Genomic DNA, 15,639 nt, shown 5'->3' with positions numbered 1-15,639 from the left:
ATCATTCTTTGTTCAATGCGCTTTGCGTTAATACTAGAATGCAAAATACTAAGATTCAAAATACTATAATTCAAAATGGTTTACATGATAGCTTATTTTATATCAGCATGAATTAAAAAATTAATTATTAATCACTTATAAAATAATAGGAAGTGAAGATTAAATTATTTTAGGTTGCCATATTAGTGAATGTACATCACTTTCCATTTAAAGTAGAGACCGATATTGATGCGTTATAAAAGAATTTATTAGTTGTGATGACACTTTTTTAGATTGAATTAGAGAGATTTATGGTGATGATTTTCTAATGCTAACTTTTCCCAATAGTAATTTACTGATTTTTAGCATTTACTGCGTTTACATTTAGAGTCGATTCTATTTGTAAAAAACATTTGCTATTATGCGTAAATTGAAAATAAATAGATTATAACAGTTAAATTTTTCGTTAATATTTATTATAAATTGTTATTTTAGAATAGGTGTTATTCATGAAACAAATAAATAAAAAATGGATTATTATCGCAGTTGTAGTTGTTGCTATTGGATTTATCTTATGGCAACAATTTAAGCCTGATGGATATGGTTCAGATTTTACTAGCGGTAATGGACGTATCGAAGCAACTGAAATCAATATCTCAGCCAAGTTAGCCGGTAGAATTGAAAAAATTAATGTTGATGAGGGTGATTTTGTTAAAGCAGGCCAACCTTTAGTTGTTATGCAAACAGATACATTACAAGCTCAGTTAAATGAAGCTCAAGCGCAATATCGACAAGCTTTGAGTAATGAAGCAACATCTAGAGCTCAAGTTGCCTTAAAAATGAGTGACAAAGTGGCTGCTTTAGCTGGTGTTACTCAAAGAGAAAGTGATTTAGATATTGCCAATAAGCATTTAGAACGAACAAAAACCCTTTATCAAAAAGGGGCAATTTCAGTTCAACAATTTGATGATGATACCGCTAAAGTAAATAGTGCAAAAGCAGCATTAGACTCTGCTAAATCACAAGTTACCGCTGCCGATGCAGCCATTGAAGCTGCACAAGCCGGAGTAGAAAGTGCTAAATCAGCTATAAACGTAGCGCAAGCAAATATTAATCAAATCCAAGCGGATATTGATGACAGTACATTAACTGCACCAGTTGATGGACGTATTCAATATCGCATTGCTCAACCCGGTGAAGTTTTACCTTCAGGCGGTAAAGTGTTAAATCTGGTTAATCTTTCAGATGTTTATTTAACTTTCTTTTTACCTGAAACAATTGCAGGTAAAGTCGGAATTGGTGACGAAGTAAGATTGGTTCTTGATGCTTTACCCAATAAAGCAATTTCAGCCAAAATTTCATTTGTCTCAAGCGTTGCGCAATTTACGCCTAAAACTGTTGAAACTAAAGATGAACGTCAAAAACTCATGTTTAGAGTGAAAGCACAATTAAGCCCAGAATTGTTAAAATGCTATATAACTCATGTTAAAACCGGTCTTCCTGGTGTGGCTTGGGTAAGACTAGATCCTAATACGGAGTGGCCTTCAGGTTTATCTGATGTTGCAAAATGCCAAACTAAATAATTGGAGATAGCATATGTCAGAGTCAAATAAAAAGGATTTGACGTTACTTGCTGAAGGTAAGGCCATTGATGATGCTGTTGTAAATGTAAGTAATGTATCGTTACATTATAAAAAAACGTGTGCGCTTAATGATGTTAGTATTGCCATCCCGCCTAGATGTATGGTGGGACTGATTGGTCCTGATGGTGTTGGTAAATCTAGCTTATTATCATTAATAGCGGGCGCACATGTCATTCAAGAGGGATTAGTTTACGTTTTAGATGGTGACATGAAAGATAAATCCCATCGTAAAAACGTCTGTACCCGTATTGCTTATATGCCACAAGGATTAGGGAAAAACCTTTATCCTACACTTTCAGTCGAAGAAAATTTACAATTTTTTGCTCGTTTATTTGGTAACGATGCTGCTGAAAGGCGACGTCGTATTGATGAGTTAACTAAAAGCACTGGGTTGTATCCTTTTTTATCTAGACCCGCTGGTCGCCTTTCTGGAGGGATGAAACAAAAAGTCAGCTTATGTTCTGCCTTGATTCATGATCCTGATTTACTTATTCTTGATGAACCAACAACAGGGGTCGATCCTCTTTCTCGCGCGCAATTCTGGCAATTAATCAATAAAATTCGTGAACAACGACCACAAATGAGCGTGATTGTTGCAACAGCTTATATGGATGAAGCGCAAAACTTTGATTGGCTGGTTGCAATGTATGGCGGTAAGATTCTTGAAACAGGCACGCCTCAAGCATTATTAGCCAAAACTGGTAAAGATAATTTAGATGATGCCTTTATTCAATTGATGCCAGAAGATGCTAGAGAAGGTTATGAATCGGTTGAAATTCCCCCATTAGATTTAAATAAAGATTTACAAGTGGCGATTGAGGCAAAAGGTTTAACCAAGCAATTTGGTGATTTTGTTGCGGTTGACCATGTTAACTTTTCAATCAAACAAGGCGAAATATTTGGTTTTTTAGGATCTAATGGTTGCGGTAAATCCACAACGATGAAGATGTTAACAGGGTTATTACCAATATCCTCAGGTGAAGCTTGGTTATTTGGTAAACCGGTTGATGCAAGTGATATTAATGTTAGACGTCATTTAGGTTATATGTCTCAGGCTTTTTCGCTTTACAGTGAATTAACGGTTGAACAAAACTTAGTTTTACATGCCCGTCTATTTGGTATTGAAGAAAGCAAAATTCCTGCAAGAGTTGAGGAGTTAGTTAAGCGTTTTGGCTTGGAAAATGAATTAAAAAGTTTACCAGATAGTCTACCGTTAGGGGTTAAGCAAAGACTTTCTTTATCTGTTGCGGTGGTTCATAATCCTGAGATTCTTATCCTAGATGAACCGACTTCCGGGGTTGATCCCATTGCTCGGGATGACTTTTGGCGTTTAATTATCGAACTTTCCCGAAAAGATAAAGTTACGGTATTTATTACTACCCATTTTATGAATGAGGCGGCACGCTGTGATAGGATTTCACTTATGCATGCAGGTAAAGTATTAGCCAGTGATACTCCTGATAATATCATCAATTCCAAAAATGCTAAAACGCTGGAAGAAGCTTTTATTCGTTATTTAGTTGATGCTGGTGCAGATGATACCAATAGTGATGAAAAAGCAAGTGAAGAGCCTAAAACTTTAACCAATAAACAAGCTAATACAACGCAAGATGCTCACCTACAGGGATTTAGCTTAACTCGGATGATTGGGTGTATGTGGCGTGAAACTTTAGAGCTATCGCGCGATCCATTGCGAGCTTTGTTGGCACTTTTAGGTTCAGCTATCTTAATGTTGGTTATGGGCTATGGTATCACCATGGATGTAGAAGATTTAAATTTTGCGGTGTTAGATCGTGATCAAACTATTACCAGTCAAAATTATATTACCAATCTTTCTGGATCTAAGCGCTATTTTATCGAGAAACCGCCAATCCTTGATTATGATGATATGGATCATAGGATGAGAAGTAATGAGATAGCATTAGCTATTGAGATTCCACCAAATTTTGGTCGAGATATTCAACGTGGTGATCCGGTTAGTATTGGAATATGGATTGATGGTGCAATGCCTTTGCGTGCCGATACGATTAAAGGATATGTACAAGGAATGCATCTTGCTTGGTTAAGTGACAAAATTAAAATGACTACTGGAACAACATCGAGTTCATTGGCAAATATCGAAACTCGATATCGTTATAATCCCGATATCAAAAGTTTACAAGCTATGGTACCTGCGGTTATTCCTATTTTATTATTAATGATTCCATCGATGTTAGCTGCACTATCCGTAGTACGTGAAAAAGAGATGGGGTCGATAATTAACTTATATGTTACGCCTGTTACCAAAACTGAATTTTTATTAGGTAAGCAGGTTCCATATATTGTGATTTCGATGCTTAGCTTTTTATTATTGCTGCTTATGGCGGTTACAATATTTGGCGTACCAATTAAAGGCAGCTTGTTGACTTTGTGTTTGGCTGGATTAGCTTATTGTATTATTGCAACAGGCTTTGGATTACTTGCTTCGACAGTTACACGCAGTCAAATTGCGGTTATCTTTTTAACCTGTGTTGGTACCATGTTACCAGCGATACAATTTTCTGGTTTGCTTAATCCGGTTGCATCTTTAGAAGGTAGTGGACGATATATTGGTGAAGTTTATCCAACAACTCATATGCTTATTATTGCTCGAGGAGTCTTTAATAAGGCATTAGGATTTTTTGATTTACATAACTCAATATTTGCCTTGCTGATCACCATACCGATTATACTTGGTGCAAGTATATTCCTCCTCAAGAAACAAGAAGGATAGATATTATGCAAAGTTTTATTAATATTTATCGCTTAGGCATTAAAGAGTTATGGGGATTGATTCGTGATCCAATTATGTTGCTGTTAATTGCCTACTGTTTTACGCTTGATATCTATACTGCAGCAACAGCAACTTCAGACTCGCTTCATCATGCGTCGATTGCGGTAGTTGATGAAGATGATTCGCCATTATCCAGACAAATTATTGCGGCGTTTTATCCACCCATGTTTAACCAACCGGTAAAACTAAACTCTATGGATGAAGTTGATCGAGGTATGGATACCGATAGTTATACTTTTGCATTGAATATTCCGCCTAACTTTCAACGCGATGTGTTAAATAATCAAAGTCCAGAAATTCAACTTAATATTGATGCAACACGAATGGGGCAGGCTTTTGTTGGGAATGGTTATATTACCCAAATTGTGACCAACGAAATAACAAAATATTTCAATCAAATCGATAAACCCACCAGTTTGCCGGTGAATATTGAAGTTCATGCTGCATTTAATCCAAACTTGACCCGTTCTTGGTTTGGTTCCGTTATGGAAATCATCAATATTGTGACCACGTTGTCGATTATTTTAACTGGCGCAGCTTTAATGAAGGAGCGTGAACATGGTACTATCGATCACTTGCTTTCAATGCCAGTTACACCACTTCAAATCATGATATCAAAAGTTTGGTCGATGGGGCTTGTCGTGCTTGTTTCAACATGGGGGGCACTCTTAGTTGTTGTTCATGGTTGGCTAAATGTTCCGATTGAAGGTTCGATTACCTTGTTTTTAATTGGGGCTGCTCTACATTTATTCGTGACAACGTCACTTGGTATTTTTATGGCTACTGTCGCTAAATCAACAGCACAATTTGCCATGTTATTTATTTTGATTCTTCTACCTTTACAAATGCTTTCTGGTGGTAGTACACCACGTGAAAGTATGCCTGAGGTGGTCCAAAATATCATGCTGTTTGCACCAACAACGCATTTTGTTGAATTAGGGCAAGCAATTTTGTATCGAGGAGCTGGCTTTAGTGTTGTTTGGACATCTTATGCTTGGTTATTAGCTATTGGTAGTGTGTTCTTTCTTATTGCGCTTAAACGCTTTCGTAGTTCAATTGTTAATATGGGTTCTTAGAATAAACGTGCTGAACATAAGATTCAATCGGTTTTGTTCAGCACTTAAAAATATGGATATACTTGTTTGAAGTAATCAAATATATCCATTGTTTAAATTATTATTAATTACCTATTTAGCAAAAGGTAACTCTTCCCAACGAGTTGTATACCGCTGGCTAAGCATATCTCGCTTGATTTGCCAAGCTGCGGTTTGTCTTATACCGCCTAAGTGAATAGTATTTTTTCCCATCTTTTGATTAATGTAATCCATTGTTTTCATTAGCTGTTCACTTTTTTGCGTTTCTGATATGTCAGGAATAAATAAATCGGATTGGCAATAATCATCTTTAGCTTTTAGATCAAGTAGCATCACACCTAATTTCATAAATAAAAAGCCTTTTTTATAAATGGATTGTAATCCTTTTTGAGCGGCATGAATGATTAATCTCGAATCATCAGTTGTTGACAATAATGGAACAACAATTGATGGATTATATTGAGGTAATTCTGGCCGAAATCGATTAGTCTTTAAAAAGACCAGTACTGCACTAGCAACTGATTTTTGCTTTCTTAGTTTTTCTGCACCACGGCTTGCATGTACTCGAATTGCTTCTTGTATATCAAATAGATCACTCGTTAAATGACCAAAGCTACGCGATGTCATAATATTTTTTTTAGGTGTAGATAAATCATCTAATTCAATGCAGTTAATACCACGTAGTTCAAGTACTGTACGTTCAAGGACAACAGAAAATAACGGTCTAATTTGTTTCAAATTAGCTTGATGTAAGTCCCAAGCGGTATGAATATCTAATACTTTTAACCGTTGAGCAATTCGCCAACCAACGCCCCATATATCTTCAATTGAGAATTGCTTTAATATCGTCTTTATCGCTTCTTGATTAGTCGGTAAACAATAAACACCTTGATGAATTGGCTGTTTTTTTGCGATATGATTAGCTAATTTTGCTAACGTTCGAGTTGGTGCAATACCAATACTCACCGGGATACCTGTATCACGCTTTACTATTGTTTTTAAATTTTGACAATGAGTTAACACATTGTTAAATCCATTTAAATGGATGAATGCTTCATCGATAGAGTAAGGTTCAATATCTGCAGTATAATGACGAACGGTATCAAATACCCGCTGACTCATATCGCCATAAAGCTCATAATTAGAACTCAATAATTTAATTTTTTTTCTAATTTTGGGTTCAATTTTGTAGGCAGGCATTCCCATTGGTACTAAGGGTTTTAATTCATTAGAACGGGCGATTACGCAACCATCATTATTAGATAAGATACCAATGGGTTTTCCTTCTAATTTGGGATTAAAGACTCGTTCACATGATGCATAAAAATTATTACAATCAATTAGCCCAATCATGAATGTCCTCGCTTTCGTAGGGAGTGAATCGTATGTATTACGACCCCCCAAATATGGACTTCTTTCCCTGTTAGTGAAATAGGTGGATAAAGTCTATTGCCTGATACTAAATGATGTTCGCCATTAATAAAACTTAAACACTTACAAGTTAGTTCACCGTCAACAGCGGCGACAACAATATCATCTATTTTCGGTTCTAAAGATCGGTCAACAACAAGCAGATCACCACTGTAAATACCATAATCAATCATTGAGTCACCAATCGCTTTAATATAATAAGTCGCACTAGGGTGCTTAACTAAATGGCTAGTTAAATCTAGTTTTGTTTCTAAATAATCATCAGCAGGTGAGGGAAATCCAGCTCTTACTGGTGTATTAACTAAAGGCAAATAAGTCGCGAGAGAGCTATTAGCTTGCCCAAGAACAACACAATATTTATTCAAGAAAACACTCCTAAAAAACAATAAAAAACGAATAGTGGAGATCTATTCGCATAAAAAAAAGATATATGCATAAATATACAGTATAAAATACTTAATTCAATAAAAACGAGTGTAAAAAATTAAAAATAGATTACTAAAAAAAGATAATCTGTTGTTTTACAAGTAAAGTTGCTAGCTAAACGACTTAGGTGCTTACTTTTCAATTTATCGAGAGATAAATTAAATTCAAATTTTGCTATTTATTTCTACCCAAAAAACCTATACTTCGTAATCCTCATATGATAATGATTATCATTACTATTTATGTGGATAATATTAATTTAGTCGTGTTTTTTAATAACATGCTTTTTAAAAAGGAACGAGGTATGGGATATAAAAAAATAAGTATATTATTGCTCTGTATGAGTTTTTCTCTTCAAGCGGAACCTTCAAGGGGCGAGAATACTTCATCAGAAGATGAATCACAAATAAAAAGAAATAAAGATAACGTAAGTAGTGAAGATATTGATGATGTGATTACCGTTATAGCAAGATCACAAGATCAATTGAAAAAAATTAATAGCGTTATTGCCGGTCGTTCAACACTTACATCAGGTTTGATAGAACAAAAGCAAGCGGATAATGTAGCCGAATTACTCAATACATTACCGGGCGTGAGCGCTGCAGGTTCGGTTAGACCGGGTGGACAGACGTTGAATATTTGGGGATTTGGTAAAGTAGAAGATGTAAAAATTATTGTTGATGGTGCGCAAAAAGGTTTCCAAAAATACCAGCAAGGCTCGGTTTTTGTTGAGCCGGAATTACTTAAACGGGTGGAAGTGAATAAAGGCCCGCATGATGTCAAATTTGGTAATGGTGGCTTTGGTGGGGTAGTAACAATGGAAACTAAAGATGCGATTGATTTACTCGATCCTGATAAATATGTTGGCGCTTTGGTTAAATATAGTTTCCATTCAAATAATCATCAAAATATGGTAACAAGTGCTGTTTATGGTAGAACAAAAGATGATATGTTTGATGGGCTGTTTTACTACACTAACCGCGATAGTGGCAATTTTAAAAGACCGGATGGTTCTCGATTTGAATTCTCAGAAGATGATATGGACACGTATATGGGGAAATTAAATTTTAGACCTAATGAAGAGCATACGTTCACGATATCCGGTATCCGCTCAAAACGAGATTCATGGCAGCCGTGGGCAGCAAAATATGTTGAAAAGATGACGCCACCAACTGCTGCCCAAATTAAAAAATATGGATATAGAGCAGCTTGGTTACGAAAATTAGTCAAACGTGATCAAACAGATGAATCAGCGCAATTTAAATGGAACTATCAACCAACTTATAATCCATTAGTCGATTTTACCTTACGTGCCACATATTCAAAAACAAAGCAACATGATATGAGGCCGACCAAATATAATCCGGTTGCTTCTTTAGGTACCATGGGCAATGAGAGTTGGGTCAGTTACACTGATAAAACTGTTGAGCTTGAAAATAACAGTATTTTTACTACAGGACCAATTGATAATCTTCTAAAAATTGGTGCGCAAGTGCATTTGCATGATCGTGATACCTTGATGTATTACAAAAATTACGAGAAGAAACCCAATTATAATCATGGCTATTTTCAACCTGCTTATATGCCTTCTGGAAAACAACAAACTTATAGTTTTTATCTACAAGATGAATTATCGATTAGCAATTTTGTCTTAACGCCAAGCCTTCGATACGATTATGTTCGTAATCATGGTAAGAAAAATTATGCATCAGCTTATAATGATCCCGATCCGCGTTATGGACACAATTATGCGCCAGTTACCTATACTGGTTGGACGCCAAGACTCGGTTCATATTGGCAAGCGACAGAAAATATCGGTTTTTTTGGTGATATCAGTTATGCATGGCAAGCACCGACTGTTGATGAAACTTATGAGGTTCAATTCACCCCTAAAAATGGCGGTAGTGGTAAAATCTCTGCAACCAGTCGCAATTTGAAAAAAGAGCGTGATTTATCAATCCGATTGGGAAATATCCTCGATTTCAATAATCTAATGTTAAAAGATGATAAATTACAAGTTCGAAGCACATTATTTAGACAGCGTGTTACTAACGAAATTTTTGTTACTCGTGGTTTTAATGGCTCCATTTGTGGCCCCGGTAGATTGTGCCCAGTTGGACAATCTAATTATCGAAATCTGCCCGGTAAGTTAGTGGTAAACGGATTTGAACTAGAAACTTTTTATGATAGTAAATATTGGTTTGCCAGTGCAACGTACTCAATTCAAAAAGGAGAGCGAGACACCGCGCCACAAGCTCCATGGATGCATAACAAAACTTATGTTGCGACAATTTCACCTCGTACAGCAACTTTAACTACCGGTTTTAAAATTCCTCAATGGAATTTAAGAGCAGGTTGGAATGCTCAATTTGTCAGAAAACAAGATCGAACAGGATCAGAAGATAGAAACCATGATGGGCTTGCTGATCTTGGGGCGTATGGTTTAGGTCGTTCATCAGGTTATTCATTACATAATTTATTTGCAACCTGGCAGCCAACATTTTTACCGAAAGCTGAAGTTAAACTGGCCGTTGATAATATCTTTAACAAAGATTATCGACTATATTTAGGTGAAAATACTTATGGTTTAGCACGCAACTTTAAAGCAAGTTTTTCATATAAATTTTAATACTTATCTAGCGTTAAGTTGATAAGTTTAAACAATTAAAAAGTATTGCAGGTTAAACTATTAAAAAATAGTATTGATGCCTTATATAAATAAGGCATCAATAAAAATCACTGAGTTGTTAAACACATAATAAGCATTTCAAAAAGATCTAATATGATCATTGTTAATTTTTCGCCACATCCGATTGAATCAGCATTAAACGATTAAAAGAGGGGTGTGAGTGCTGATTGATATATGAATTATATTAGCTTCATACATATCTCAAATTAAATAATTTTCGATATTGAAATTACTCGTCGCTTTTTTTAATGACCTTATCGTGCTTTTCATCAAGTTTGAATATCGTGATATTTCAATAAAAGACCTAAGTTAATTAATGAAAATTTTTCATTAGTGCATGTTGTTTTACCTACTTTATCATTGTAGTAAGCTGTTTAATAATAGGCTAAATACAATAACTGAGGTATGAGCTATGAAAAAAACAATAACATTAAATAATGGTATCGAAATGCCTATCTTAGGGTTTGGTGTTTTTCAAATGACCGATAAGAAAGAGTGTGAAACAGCCGTACATGATGCAATTGATTCTGGCTATCGGTTAATTGATACAGCTGCAAGTTACCAAAATGAAACTGAAGTTGGTAATGCTATTCGTGCACATGGGATTGATCGAGCAGAATTATTTATTACGACTAAGTTATGGTTGCAAGATGCCAATTACAATGGTGCTAAGGCTCAATTTGAACGTTCATTAAATCGTTTGCAATTAGACTATGTTGACTTATATTTAATTCATCAACCTTATGGTGATGTTCATGGTGCTTGGCAAGCAATGCAAGAGCTTTATTCAGCAGGTAAAACTCGTGCTATTGGCGTAAGTAATTTTCAACCTGATAGATTAGCTGATTTAACTGCATTTCATTCCATTATTCCTGCCGTAAATCAGATTGAAGTTAACCCATTCCAACAACAGCTTGAAGCCGTGCCTTATATGCAAAAAGAGAGCATAACTCCTCAAGCCTGGGCACCGTTTGCTGAAGGGAAAAATGGTTTATTTACCCATCCGGTGTTAGGTCAAATTGCCGTTAAATATGGTAAAACAATAGGGCAAGTGGTATTACGTTGGTTAGCACAACGAGGTATTGCAAGCTTGGCTAAATCTGTGCGTAAAGAGCGTATAATTGAAAATCAAGATATCTGGGATTTTGAGCTTTCGGATAAAGATATGCAACAAATAGCAGCGCTTGATACAAATACAAGTCAATTTTTTGATCATCGAGATCCGCAAAAAGTAAAATGGTTAACCAGCCGGAGATTAGATGTTTAAATTTTTAGTTATTGAGGCTAATTTGACATAAATAGATTGACAGTTTCTTTGTAAGATTTAACTAATTTTTCCGCTCGTTCAACGAGTTTTTGACGTATATGCTCAGGCTCTAAACAAATACATTTATGACCTAAGCTTAGTAAAATGCCATAACTGTAGTCATCATCAATAAAGTTAAAATCTACAAGATACTGTTGTCCATTTAATTTCTTAATATCTTTTTCATCACAAAAATCTAAAATACGTTCCAAAAGAGATTCATCTATTAGCAATTTTATTTTAAAAATCTTTTTTTTCATATCCGCTTGGAATAAGGAGAATGCTTCAGGCGTTGTCTGCTTAATAAATTTAGTGTTTGTTTTTCTAATGTTTGACATTTTTGACAATTTAAATACACGAAAGTCATTTTTAGTTAGACAAAAAGCTTGTAAATACCATTCTTTTTCCTTAAAAATAAGTTTATATGGCTCAATTAAACGTGAGGCTTGTTTATTCCTAACACTTAAATAATCAAACGATAAAAGCATTTGTTCTTTCAGTGCCAGTCTTATAATAGATATTTTGTTATCAATATTTTGTTTAGAAAACCAAGGCGATAAATCAATAATAAGTTGATTTAAGTTATTTGTTACTTCATCAAGTTCTTGTTCTGATAAAAAACTCTTAATTTTTTCAAGTGTTCTTAAATTTTCACTTTCTTTGAAAACTGGTGAGGATAATAAGTTGAGGCCTTTTAATAAAACAATGACATCTTCTTTAGTGAATAGACCTTTACTAATTTTATAATTTTTTAAAATACTTATTCCACCTGCACTTCCTTGATAGGTAATAATGGGTATTCCCGCTCCCTCTATAACTTGTATATCTCGGTAAATAGTACGCAATGATACATTTAATTTTTCGGCTAATTCTTTACCACTGATTTTTTCTCTTTGAAGCAAGATCAGGATGATAGTAATTATACGATTAATTTTCATACTCTATGTTTGCAAAATAATTTAGATTGAATTTTAAATATGACATACAGTTGTCATTAATGCCACATCAAAATAGAGATAACTAAAATTAATTGAACTAATTTTTATCACTAAAAGGAAAGAAAAAATGTTTAAACCTAATAGCGTTATTGTTTATGTCAAAAATGTCGATACTAGCACAGAGTTTTACGCAAAAATACTAGGGCGCCCACCTGTTAAAACTTATCCTGGCTTTGCTGTATTTTTATTGAATGATAATTTTATTTTGGGGCTGCAAGAGGCTGATAAAATAACGCCAAAGGCACCCAATCATTATGGTGGTTTTGAGCTGTCATTTAGTGATGTAACAAAAAATGAAGTAGATGAGATTTATGCGACATGGAAAGAACTAAACGTCAAAATTGAACTCGAACCTCAAATGCTCGATTTCGGATACACATTTGTAGGAAATGATCCTGATGGTCATCGACTCCGTGTTTGTGCTACCGACACTTCAAAATTTGAATAAAAAATTATCTTAAGAAATTAAAACAATTGGTGCTTTAAAAAATTTATTTAAGTCATCTTAAAATGAAGCTACAATTCTAAAAAACTGACTGGCTCCACCACCAAACCTAATGGCGAGACAAGCAGCGAAAAGATTAAATTGCTCCTTGAAAGTTGTGGTAATGTCAGTTTTTTAGAATGGATTATGGCGCCTGATAAAAAAGACGATGCTATCAGGAGCAAGAAAAATATAAGAGTTATTTCTTTAATTTTCATAATTCTGATATATCATCTTATAAAAAATAAATGAAATTCCGGAATATACAAATAATGGTAGACGGAGAAAAATTAAATACTATATAACTGACAATTAAACAAGTGAGTTGGACTTTTCCTAATGATTTTTCATTATCATATAAAAAGGGAATTTGGTTTGGTAAAAGTTGAAAGAATGACTATTATCAAGGAGAGATATTTAATAACAACCAATTATGAAAAATAAAAAAATAATCATCTATCTACTATCCATTTTTTTGGTAACAGCCTGCGATAATGCTGTTACAAAAACTCGTTCTACATTTCTTGTTAAGAATGGTAACGAATGGAATATTCAAATTCCTAATTCATGGTGTGCAAAAAAAACAACAGATACACTCGATTATTCAACAATTTATAATCCAAAAACGAAAATGTATCAACCAGTAAGCAAAACAATTGATATAGAAACGTTTGATTTGCTGTTTAATGACATAGAGGATAGAAAAAAGATTAATAATGATTACTGGTTAAGATATAACGAAGGTATGCAAAGTAAGTATTATTTCAAAGATAAACACCATATCTATATTTATACCTGCCATTCCCACGTCAATAGTGAGCTTTTTATAGCTGGCTCATCTTCAGATTATGCGGTGTTAGGAGGAGATTACTTACGTGTTGAAAATGCAATCTACTACAATGGAAAAAAAATAGACGGTGCCGATGTTAATACGTTTAGAACGAAAAATGAGATCCGACATGATTCAGAATGGGACGAAACGATTGGTTTAGATAAAAATTATATTTATATTAATGATAAGCCTATAAAAAGTCGTGAAGAGTTTGATAAAAAATTTGACGATAATTGTATTTATACAGATCCAATACTGAGAGAACAATATTTTGGTGATGGAAAATAACATTTCTTACATTAATAAAAATATGGATGATAGTGTTTAAAGATAGTTTTTATCCCTCAGGAAAAATTAAGCTTATACCTGTCGGTCTGGAATGTTACCTGAAGGATAATATTCAGATTGGAAAATAACCTTTAGTTACCATACGGTGATTCCCTTAAATATTATCCACATCTTTGATGGAATTTAAGAGTAATTAATGATGAAAAAAATTGTATTAAACTATTTTATGAAGCAAGAAAAATAAAGCGACTTCAGTGAATAATAAACTATGTAATAATACATACAAATACTTACTGAATCAAAAATGTACTCCTACAGAAAAAAAGAGATGGAAAGAATGGAAAAAAATAGAATTTAATAAAATAAAAATAGATAGTGCCTGGTTTGCTCCCGACGGAGTAAGGCATCCGGTAACAGGTGCTTCAACTCCTGTGGGTGTACATAATGATATGAAAACTTTTAAGCCTCAAATATAACACAATGAAAAATATTTTATTAATATTATTACTAATCACATTAGTAAACAGTTGCAATATGAAAAATATATGGTGCAAAACAGAAGATGGAAGATATGAAATATGGGGAACAACTCCTTATGATATGACTGAAAGAATAGAAAAAGAAGGCTGTGAATGTTTAAGCGAATCGCTTTTATGGAATCCTAAACCCAAAGCTTTTGATCCGCAACAATTACAAGAAATCAGGCAGGAATTACCCAATTGGGCTATGAACAATATCCCTAATTTTACAACCAAAGATAAGCAAGATTTACAACGGGAATTGACAGTTATGTCAGACACAGATTTATTAAAAAAATTAAAATATAGATATTCTTTTTTTAGATATAGTCGTTATCAAGAAATTTATGTTTATACTTTAAAAATAAAGGGTAAAAATGCTTATTGTATAAATTATAAAGAAGTCTATGACCATTATGAAAATAAAGAAGCCTATCCACCTAATGATGAATTTTATGAAAAATTAAAAAAATATTATCCAATAATCGAAAATGAGGGCTGGGCGAGGAATGAATTTGGAAATAGTGGTGTTGTATATTTTTGATCAAAGACACATCATAAAACGATACCATATATAAGACCTATAAAGGCAACAATTACCCACTTGAAGAGTGGGGGAGTTATGAAAAAAAACAATGGGTTGGCTATTTGTCAAAAGCAAATATAAATGGTGATAGGAAAACATCTATTCAACAACAAGAATGACATGAAAAAAGAGCTATTGGCAGAATGTTTTGGCTTATACAACTCAAAAATGCTGGCTAGATATTGAGGGAATTATAAAAATGAAAAAAATATTGTATATCTTATTATTTACTTTATTCGGATGTAAAGATAATTATCCTCAGGAAAAAGTTGGTTTATATGCTGTTGATATGCTTTATGCCTGTGAATGCCCACAATATAAAATCTTTAAAATAGATAATTTGTCGATAAAAAGGAATCATTTAAAAGATAGAGAACCTTTAGATTTGGATGGTAAAGATAGCGATCTTTCACAAGAACTATCTTATGCTATTAATAAGTCAGAAGACGATAATTTAATTGGAAGAGACATAGATCTAATATTTGCAAATAAAACAGATGAGGAAAAATTTAAAAAACAACAGGGTCTAAACTCAATATGTTATATCTATTAT

Annotated in this window: 13 protein-coding genes; 10 read left to right on the top strand and 3 right to left on the bottom strand. The window is 33.8% G+C overall.

Features of this window, described 5'->3' with window-relative positions; translation table 11 throughout:
• Positions 1 to 488: 488 nt before the first annotated feature.
• From A9G08_RS01935 to A9G08_RS01925, 3 genes are read left to right on the top strand one after another with little or no spacing between them, the layout of a single operon-like run.
• A complete protein-coding gene (locus A9G08_RS01935) occupies positions 489 to 1,562 on the top strand; it encodes an HlyD family secretion protein (protein ID WP_065562074.1) in 1,074 nt (357 codons plus the stop codon).
• Between the two features lie 13 nt (positions 1,563 to 1,575).
• On the top strand, positions 1,576 to 4,374 hold the full coding sequence (gene rbbA, locus A9G08_RS01930) for a ribosome-associated ATPase/putative transporter RbbA (protein WP_141673903.1): 2,799 nt from the start codon (positions 1,576 to 1,578) through the stop codon (positions 4,372 to 4,374).
• Positions 4,375 to 4,379: 5 nt separating this feature from the next.
• Positions 4,380 to 5,510: an ABC transporter permease gene (locus tag A9G08_RS01925; protein WP_065562073.1), complete on the top strand. Its 1,131-nt coding sequence runs from the start codon at positions 4,380 to 4,382 to the stop codon at positions 5,508 to 5,510.
• Between the two features lie 111 nt (positions 5,511 to 5,621).
• Here A9G08_RS01925 and A9G08_RS01920 read toward each other — a convergent pair whose 3' ends face one another.
• Both A9G08_RS01920 and A9G08_RS01915 read right to left on the bottom strand, forming a co-directional pair.
• Entirely contained in the window at positions 5,622 to 6,881 is a 1,260-nt protein-coding gene (locus A9G08_RS01920) for a Y-family DNA polymerase (protein WP_065562072.1), read from the bottom strand.
• Positions 6,878 to 7,324: a LexA family protein gene (locus A9G08_RS01915; RefSeq protein WP_065562071.1), complete on the bottom strand. Its 447-nt coding sequence runs from the start codon at positions 7,322 to 7,324 to the stop codon at positions 6,878 to 6,880. Before A9G08_RS01915 ends, A9G08_RS01920 begins: the two co-directional genes overlap by 4 nt.
• Before the next feature lie 365 nt (positions 7,325 to 7,689).
• Here A9G08_RS01915 and A9G08_RS01910 point away from each other — a divergent pair, with 365 nt between their 5' ends.
• Both A9G08_RS01910 and A9G08_RS01905 read left to right on the top strand, forming a co-directional pair.
• Positions 7,690 to 10,014, top strand: coding sequence for a TonB-dependent hemoglobin/transferrin/lactoferrin family receptor (locus A9G08_RS01910; RefSeq protein ID WP_065562070.1), 2,325 nt, complete (start codon positions 7,690 to 7,692; stop codon positions 10,012 to 10,014).
• Positions 10,015 to 10,486: 472 nt separating this feature from the next.
• Entirely contained in the window at positions 10,487 to 11,341 is an 855-nt protein-coding gene (locus tag A9G08_RS01905) for an aldo/keto reductase (protein ID WP_065562069.1), read from the top strand.
• 17 nt (positions 11,342 to 11,358) lie between these two features.
• Here the strand turns inward: A9G08_RS01905 and A9G08_RS01900 are convergent, their stop codons facing one another.
• Positions 11,359 to 12,318 (bottom strand): helix-turn-helix transcriptional regulator, encoded by a 960-nt coding sequence (locus A9G08_RS01900; protein WP_065562068.1) that lies wholly within the window; start codon positions 12,316 to 12,318, stop codon positions 11,359 to 11,361.
• 127 nt (positions 12,319 to 12,445) lie between these two features.
• Here A9G08_RS01900 and A9G08_RS01895 point away from each other — a divergent pair, with 127 nt between their 5' ends.
• The 5 genes from A9G08_RS01895 to A9G08_RS01875 all read left to right on the top strand — a co-directional run.
• Complete coding sequence (locus A9G08_RS01895) at positions 12,446 to 12,826, top strand: VOC family protein (protein ID WP_065562067.1); 381 nt, start codon at positions 12,446 to 12,448, stop codon at positions 12,824 to 12,826.
• Between the two features lie 469 nt (positions 12,827 to 13,295).
• Complete coding sequence (locus A9G08_RS01890; protein ID WP_065562066.1) at positions 13,296 to 13,982, top strand: DKNYY domain-containing protein; 687 nt, start codon at positions 13,296 to 13,298, stop codon at positions 13,980 to 13,982.
• 254 nt (positions 13,983 to 14,236) lie between these two features.
• Positions 14,237 to 14,458, top strand: coding sequence for a hypothetical protein (locus tag A9G08_RS01885; RefSeq protein ID WP_065562065.1), 222 nt, complete (start codon positions 14,237 to 14,239; stop codon positions 14,456 to 14,458).
• A gap of 58 nt (positions 14,459 to 14,516) precedes the next feature.
• Positions 14,517 to 15,044 carry a hypothetical protein gene (locus A9G08_RS01880; RefSeq protein ID WP_141673902.1) on the top strand — a complete coding sequence of 176 codons (528 nt, stop codon included), beginning with the start codon at positions 14,517 to 14,519 and terminating at the stop codon, positions 15,042 to 15,044.
• 190 nt (positions 15,045 to 15,234) lie between these two features.
• On the top strand, positions 15,235 to 15,639 hold a 405-nt coding region (locus A9G08_RS01875; protein ID WP_065562063.1), incomplete at its 3' end, for a hypothetical protein.

It is taken from the genome of Gilliamella sp. wkB195, from assembly GCF_001690445.1.
GTDB classification, from domain to species: domain Bacteria; phylum Pseudomonadota; class Gammaproteobacteria; order Enterobacterales; family Orbaceae; genus Gilliamella; species Gilliamella apicola_E.
This window is presented reverse-complemented; position numbering and strand designations above follow the sequence as displayed.